Origin of the sequence: Breznakibacter xylanolyticus, assembly GCF_003254275.1 — a bacterium.
GTDB classification, from domain to species: Bacteria; Bacteroidota; Bacteroidia; order Bacteroidales; family Marinilabiliaceae; genus Breznakibacter; species Breznakibacter xylanolyticus.
The window spans coordinates 2,489-9,235 of record NZ_QKZK01000060.1 but is presented as its reverse complement, the minus strand read 5'-3'; the positions used below and the strand labels follow the sequence as shown (position 1 = coordinate 9,235).

General features: G+C 32.6%; 6 protein-coding genes. All 6 read right to left on the bottom strand.

What is annotated here, in order from left to right; translation table 11 throughout:
• Positions 1–79: 79 nt before the first annotated feature.
• The gene (locus tag LX69_RS16945) at positions 80–1,903 is read right to left on the bottom strand and encodes an ATP-binding protein (protein ID WP_170124451.1); all 1,824 of its coding nucleotides are present in this window, start codon (positions 1,901–1,903) and stop codon (positions 80–82) included.
• Between the two features lie 143 nt (positions 1,904–2,046).
• Positions 2,047–2,370 (bottom strand): DUF2752 domain-containing protein, encoded by a 324-nt coding sequence (locus tag LX69_RS18435; RefSeq protein ID WP_111447217.1) that lies wholly within the window; start codon positions 2,368–2,370, stop codon positions 2,047–2,049.
• Between the two features lie 2 nt (positions 2,371–2,372).
• A complete protein-coding gene (locus tag LX69_RS16935) occupies positions 2,373–2,705 on the bottom strand; it encodes a TM2 domain-containing protein (protein ID WP_111447216.1) in 333 nt (110 codons plus the stop codon).
• A 62-nt stretch (positions 2,706–2,767) separates the two neighbouring features.
• On the bottom strand, positions 2,768–2,980 hold the full coding sequence (locus tag LX69_RS16930; protein WP_111447215.1) for a TM2 domain-containing protein: 213 nt from the start codon (positions 2,978–2,980) through the stop codon (positions 2,768–2,770).
• 830 nt (positions 2,981–3,810) lie between these two features.
• Positions 3,811–4,746, bottom strand: coding sequence for a hypothetical protein (locus LX69_RS16925; RefSeq protein ID WP_111447214.1), 936 nt, complete (start codon positions 4,744–4,746; stop codon positions 3,811–3,813).
• Positions 4,747–4,891: 145 nt separating this feature from the next.
• Positions 4,892–5,929: an outer membrane protein assembly factor BamB family protein gene (locus tag LX69_RS16920; RefSeq protein WP_111447213.1), complete on the bottom strand. Its 1,038-nt coding sequence runs from the start codon at positions 5,927–5,929 to the stop codon at positions 4,892–4,894.
• Positions 5,930–6,747 lie beyond the last annotated feature (818 nt).

Here is a 6,747-nt window from a genome sequence, read left to right as displayed (position 1 = left end):
CATCCGGGATATAGTTCAACCTGGGATTCGCGCTAGGCATTACATGCCGCTTAAATCCCTATATATTGGCACCAGTTGTTTATTCGAATTTCGCTTCTAGTATTTCTGTAAGAATAGATTTCAACTGTATGATTTCCATACTTGGAATAGATGCAGCGTCAGGATCAAGTTTATAACTTGTATATTTTTTACCTCTAAGATTCTCATCAAAGGATTGAAAAATATCAGTTTTGTTGACTTTTAATACTGCTTTAAAAGTCTCATTATCCTCAATAATATCATTCTCATTAATACTTAGGTCATATGTAATAAATTTTGAGATGTAACGAAATGGATGATTAATCCTTTTATCTAATGTTCCTTTAAGTTCTATATATTTCGGGTTTTTATTTTCCTCAATAACAAAGTCAATTCCTTTAGTTGTATCGTAATCTTCTAGTTTGAATGTAAATAATTGAGGGTAAAGAGTTGTTAATTGTATTAATAATACCATCGTTTCTGATTCTGAGTAACCAGTTTTTAATTTACTTGGCTCTTTTAACCTTGTACCATTAGGTAAAATAATAGACTTTCTTCTTTTGGATTCCTTAAATCTTTTTTCAAGTTTATTTCCGTCTTCTTCAATTGAAATCAGAATATTTTCAAACTCTTCAATATCCTTTCGTTCATTGAGTAAGTCACTAATTTTCTTGCTACTGAAAATTTCATTCAATTTCTTTTTTACAATATCCAGCTTCTCAATTTCAGTATTATGAATTGAACCTCTATTAGCCGTTAATTTGAAATCATCACAGTCCACAAATGCTTGGAGATATGAATATTGTCCTTTACCTCCTTCAATCCAATTATCAATTTTTTCTACTGGAATACCTCCTTTACATGCCCAAATACCGTAACGTTGAACATCTGTATGTGAAATTGCTGTTCTTGCTTTCCCTCTTTGGGTTAGTAGGATATCATATTCTCTTTTGGTCTCATATCCCTCAACATTAATCATTAAATAAAAGCTTGTGTTATTGTCGCATGAAACCCAATCGTTATGAGCCATTCGAGAATAATACTCCCAGAATGGTTTATTACTGCCAATTTCTTTTATGTGTTTTTTCATTATTTTATCCTCAAATCGTTCAGGTGGAAAATAATGACCTAAATTTATGATCTCATATTCAATTCCATATACTGTTTCAAATGTTGTTTTAGGATTAATTAGACACACATCTGCTTCTCTTTTAAATGTTTCAAAATCGATTCCTTGTAGGTATAGTTTAATGTTTTTATCTCTTAGTTCACTATTATAATATGTTGCGATTGACCCAAATACGGTAAACCACTTTGAATAATCCCTAAGATTCTTATGATTAAGTTTAAATTTTGTATGTTCTGTTTTAAAATGTAAATGACCTGTAATTCTAACCCAAAAACCTTCACTCCAGTCTTCTGGCAATAAAACATTTGTCAAACTCGGCTCTATAAAATCAGAATATTCCAAAGTGCTTTTCTGTTCTAGCTGTTCAATTGGATTATCTAATTTTGCAGACCAATATTCGGCCTTAGTTTTTGATGTAATTATTACTTGCTTTGAGTTAAAATAAATTTTTGCGCCATGTCCTTTATATCCTAATTTCCCCTTTATTGGAATTCCATTTTCATCAACTTTTGTCGAGTAGGCTAAGTCAAAAAAATTTGAAATGTTAGTTTTTTGAAGACCATGTCCATTATTCCAAATGTCAATAATAAGTTCGTCTCCACTAAGTTTTTTAGTATGATAAACTCGACAAAATACTTTGGTTGCATCTTCATCTATTGCGTTTTGAAATGCCTCACGAAATATTTCTAATGGGTCTCCAAAGTCTGTTATAATTTGAAAGATTTCAGAACTCTTATTTATTTTAACCTCATTCATATGTTTAGTGTTTATATTTTTTACAATTGTTGCCAACGGATGGGTATATGAAAAGTTGGGCATTTCGGAGCGATTCACTGTCAAACCGCACAAAGTTAAATGCGAGCTATGCACTTGATATTTAGTACTATCTGCCCAATTTTTTATATACCGTGTTGTGTGTATGTGCTTTTTAGTTTTCTTCTAAATTTCATAAAGTCAAAATACAGATAAAATATGCCTACTGGAAGAACAATAAAAATTAATGGATTATCATTAAACGCATCTATAAAATTACAATGTAATATGTCAATAAATGCTCTTGTCAAACCACAGCCAGGACATTCAATATGAAAAATTGTTTTCCATAAACAAGGGATTAAAATATCTATTGAAAAAATAATTTTTAGCAAAATAGATACAATGAAGTAAAAAGCAACAATACTTAAAAGTTTATTCGCTATTATATACTTTTTCAAAAAATACATTCCTAATTATTCTTGATAGGGTTACCATTAGCGTCTTTATAATTTCCTGCAATAATTATTATAAAGTCAATTAATGTCCAAATTCCACAGCCACCAAGTGTCAATAGTTGAATAACGCCAATTGCAGTATGTCCAGTATAAAACCTATGAACACCAAATACTCCCAAAAACCAACAAAGTAATAAAGTCGTTATCCATTTGTTTTCATTTTTTTGTTGTTCTTCAGACTTTTTAGAGGTATATGGCTGTCTGACACCACATTTAGGACATATCTCTGCTTTTACGTTAATAATTTCACCACATTCTTGGCAAAATTTCTCGTTATCTTTCTTCATAAAGTTAATTTTAAAAGAAAGGGGCACGTTTACTCAGTACTTGTACCCCTTCCTTAATTTTTTTAGACTAAATCCCTACCATCTGCCATTTTCATACTTCCAGTAATTATTCTAATGAAATCGACTAATGCCCAAATTCCGCATCCGCCTGCGGTTATAAGCATTAACCACCAATTAGAATAACCCATCATTAAACGATGAATTCCCAGTCCGCCTAAAAAGAAACTAATCAAAATCATTGTCGTTTTTGATTGTACTTGTTTTTGTTCTGCCATTTTTTTGAATTTTAATTATTGCTACTCTGTTTAAAATAGGATTTTCGCTTTACTCCTGTATTTTTTTTTAGCATTACACACAACGGTTGCGCATATGCCTAGTGGCGGATTGCGGACGATTCAACTGTCAAACCGAGAATAAGTTCGAGCGGGCGAAAAGCCTTGCAAAGTGCAGTAAAACCGCCATTAGGCATATGCGATGTTGCACCCCGTGTTTTTTTCCTCCGAGTAGAAATCCAGTCAATGTCGAACGGTAAAACCAGAATCAAAAAGCGAATCAACTCTCGATAATTCATTCTTCAATAAGTCTGTTTTCTGTCAGACGTACAATTCTCGGGATGCAAACCAAAGGTATTCTTTTTTGTTTAAAGCAGTTTTCGAGTCATTCTAATTTTCGATAATTGAAAGTCAAATCAAATCAGCTTACCAGTCCAACGGTCAATTGAAAATCCATTCCACAAAAATCAATCGACTCTCGATGCGCAATCTTGTCATTCTCGATTTTCCAGTCTGTAAAAGATTTTCATTCCAGTAGCAATTCCACTCTCCTACCCGATTCGATTCTGCATTCAGTTTTCTCGATTAATTCGACACTTTCTCAAAATCGGCATTCTCGATTCTCTCGAATAATTCAATCCGCTCATTATCTGTCTCAACTTTCCGCAATAGAAGCGTTCTTCTTTTTGACGAAATTCTGTTCTGCTTTTTAACATGGGGTGCAACGGGGAGTGTAGCATTAGTGGCGGATTGCGGGCGAATTTCCTTTCAAGCCATTAGATGGCTGATGCGGGAAACGAACCTTGCGGAACGTGCTTCACCCGCCATTAATGCTACACAATGTTAGCAACTGGCCTTTTCATTGGTTCAAATTCTTCTCGATTAAAAACGGTATTATTAACTTTTACCAATTCATATTCTTTGTCAAAATCAAGAAGTTTTGATGTATTATTTCCATATAACTTAATATCACAAAAATCCATTGGAACAATTCCTTCAAATCCATAAGTTGAACTATATATACTTGCTGTCAATTGAAATATTGAATCTTCATTACTTATAAATTTTGACAATTCATCAATCTGTCCCCAAAATCCAACCCTATCCTTTTTCTCAAAACAAACGTTTATTATAAAGCCTTCTACCTCTTTTTTATTGAGTTCAATAACTATTTCATCTCCTTTTTTTACCACAAAAAATAAGGTTTTATCTATTCTGTTTTTACTTTTAAGTAATAAGTGATAATCTTTCTTGGAGGAATCAAAAAAAATATCGAACGATTCAATTTTGTCTTCAAATTTCTCAATAATACAAGCACCTCTGTCTGTCAAATATCCCCAATCAGAACATTTTTTTATTGGGTTTCCATTACTATTTTCGATGGAATAATTATAAAATCTTTCAGGATATGGACTTCTTTGTTGATTTATGTTTTCGTTAAATTCTCTAACAATTAATAATTGCCCCATTTCACCTTCTTCATATTTCGGATTTTCAATAGGTATATTATACAATCCACTTTCTTGAACAACAAAAGTATAAGTGTTATCGAGTTCAATTTTAATAACATTCTCAACATTTTCACTATAATCTGCCTTGTAATCAGTTTTTTCAATCTCAATTTTTAAAGTTCTTGATACAATTACAGGCTTCCAATCAAAATGTAATTTATCTCCTCTAAAGAGCATAAAAGTCGGCACGAAAAGAAATCCTTTGCGTGGCCACCTTTCATTATAATATGGCTTTATATCTAGTATTGTCTCTTTCATAGGCTTGTTGCTAACGGGACGCATATGCCTAGTGGCGGATTGCGGGCGATCCTACTATCAAACCGTGGTGAAGTTTGAGCGGGCGAAAAGCCTTGCAAAGTGCAGCAAAACCGCCATTAGGTATATGCGATGTTGCCAGTAGTTGTTATTTCTTTAATCTGTATACATATCCATTCCCGCATGCAATAAATATCTCGTCATTAACAATTGAAACGCCTGAAATACCTGCTTTTCCTTTAGTATTAAAGTCCCAGTTCAACTCTCCATTAATAATATTTAATGAAATCAATTCTTCTCCATCTGTAATAAAGTATATTGATTCATTCATTAATGCAGCTGCACCTTGTATACCTCCCTTTGCTTTATATGACCACTTTTTTTCAGCAACAAATTTTCCTTTGCCTAATAACTTTTTGATAAATTGGAAGTGATAGCAATAGAAATTACCCTCTTCGTCTCCGAAATACAAATTATTGTCACTATCAAAACAAATCTCTCTTATAGAAGAACGAATACCAGTCTCAATTGATAATATTAATTCCCCTGAATCAAAATCATAAATATTTACTTTTCCATGGCCTCCAACAACTATTTTATCACCATTTTTCTTTGGATTAAATATATAAGTATCAGGCTCATTTTGCTCCCAATTTAAAGAACCATCTCTTAGGGAGATTGAATAAATATTATTTCCAATACAAAAGAAACCTTTGTTTTCGGCAATTAATGGAATGTAAGCATGTCCTTTATTCTCAATCTGCCATAATAATTTACCCGTATTTACATCAAGGCACCAGGTAGATTTACCTCTTGCTTGTACTCCACTAAATATTATCTTGTCATTATAAATATTTGAAATAGCTCCTATATTACTTTCTTCGGTTTTGAAAGTCCAAACAATCTCTCCATCGCTGGGATTAAAGCATTTAACTTCCCCATCCATGCATCCACAAAGTAATTTATCATTTAAAGAAATCTCAAGATTATTCAATACATGATTATGAGTATATTCCCATTTTAACTCAAAAGTTTCTAAGTCCAGACATTGTAATCTACTTTCTGTAAATCCTTTTTTATCATAACACAAAATCACATACAAGCTATTATTGTAAATCAAAGGTTTTCTAGCAGAAATATTTCTTTCTCCTTTTAATTTATATTCCTTTTTTATAGTAAATATCATCTTTAGGTTGTTTTTTTACAATTACTGGCAACATTCTTATATACCTATTGATGATAAACCCGTTATATGAAAATTCAAAATCAATTGTGTATACATCCCCAATTTGGATATGTATACACAGGTCAATGTCACTTGTTTACTTCGTTACGCTCGAACCTAAGCAAATTTCGGACAATTCAACGGTAAAACCGTGGTGAAGTTTGCACAGGAGAAAAACCCTGCATAATTCATAAAATCTGCCATTAGGTAAATCCATTGTTTCACGAAGATGTATTCTGCAACAAAACTCATGCAATCCCGACCCACACACGGTCATCAAATCAGTATTCAAATATAACATTTTAATCAATTATCAAACACTATCATAAAAAGAGTTCAAAAAATTAAACATCATTTCAGATCCGATAAATTAAGCACAGCACACCCCCCAAAATAAATATTCACCTTCCAATGTCGTTAAGTTAAGAGAAGAAGACGCAAGACTATGAGACAGATGATGAGATAAGGAAAGATATTTTGATCTGTTTTCTTCGTATTCACAGTCTAATCTATCTGTCTGATGTCTAAAATTCTTCTTGTCTTTTATTCGATTGTCACTAACTAAACGACATTGATTCACCTTTACATAAATGAATTAAACATCATGACACATGATTAAAACCCTGCCAACACAACCACCATCCCCACTAAAACAATTCGCACAATTCGCGGTTAAAATCAGACACACACATCCCCCTCCATTAACCGACACACTCGCATTCCCCACTAAAAACAATTCGCCCAATTCGCCCAATTCGCGGTTAAAACATTACACCCAC

What these genes read in the sequence shown, in the direction of transcription:
- LX69_RS16945 (WP_170124451.1), bottom strand. Translation starts at nt 1,903, where the DNA reads ATGAATGAGGTTAAAATAAATAAGAGTTCTGAAATCTTTCAAATTATA.
- LX69_RS18435 (WP_111447217.1), bottom strand. Translation starts at nt 2,370, where the DNA reads ATGTATTTTTTGAAAAAGTATATAATAGCGAATAAACTTTTAAGTATT.
- LX69_RS16935 (WP_111447216.1), bottom strand. Translation starts at nt 2,705, where the DNA reads ATGAAGAAAGATAACGAGAAATTTTGCCAAGAATGTGGTGAAATTATT.
- LX69_RS16930 (WP_111447215.1), bottom strand. Translation starts at nt 2,980, where the DNA reads ATGGCAGAACAAAAACAAGTACAATCAAAAACGACAATGATTTTGATT.
- LX69_RS16925 (WP_111447214.1), bottom strand. Translation starts at nt 4,746, where the DNA reads ATGAAAGAGACAATACTAGATATAAAGCCATATTATAATGAAAGGTGG.
- LX69_RS16920 (WP_111447213.1), bottom strand. Translation starts at nt 5,929, where the DNA reads ATGATATTTACTATAAAAAAGGAATATAAATTAAAAGGAGAAAGAAAT.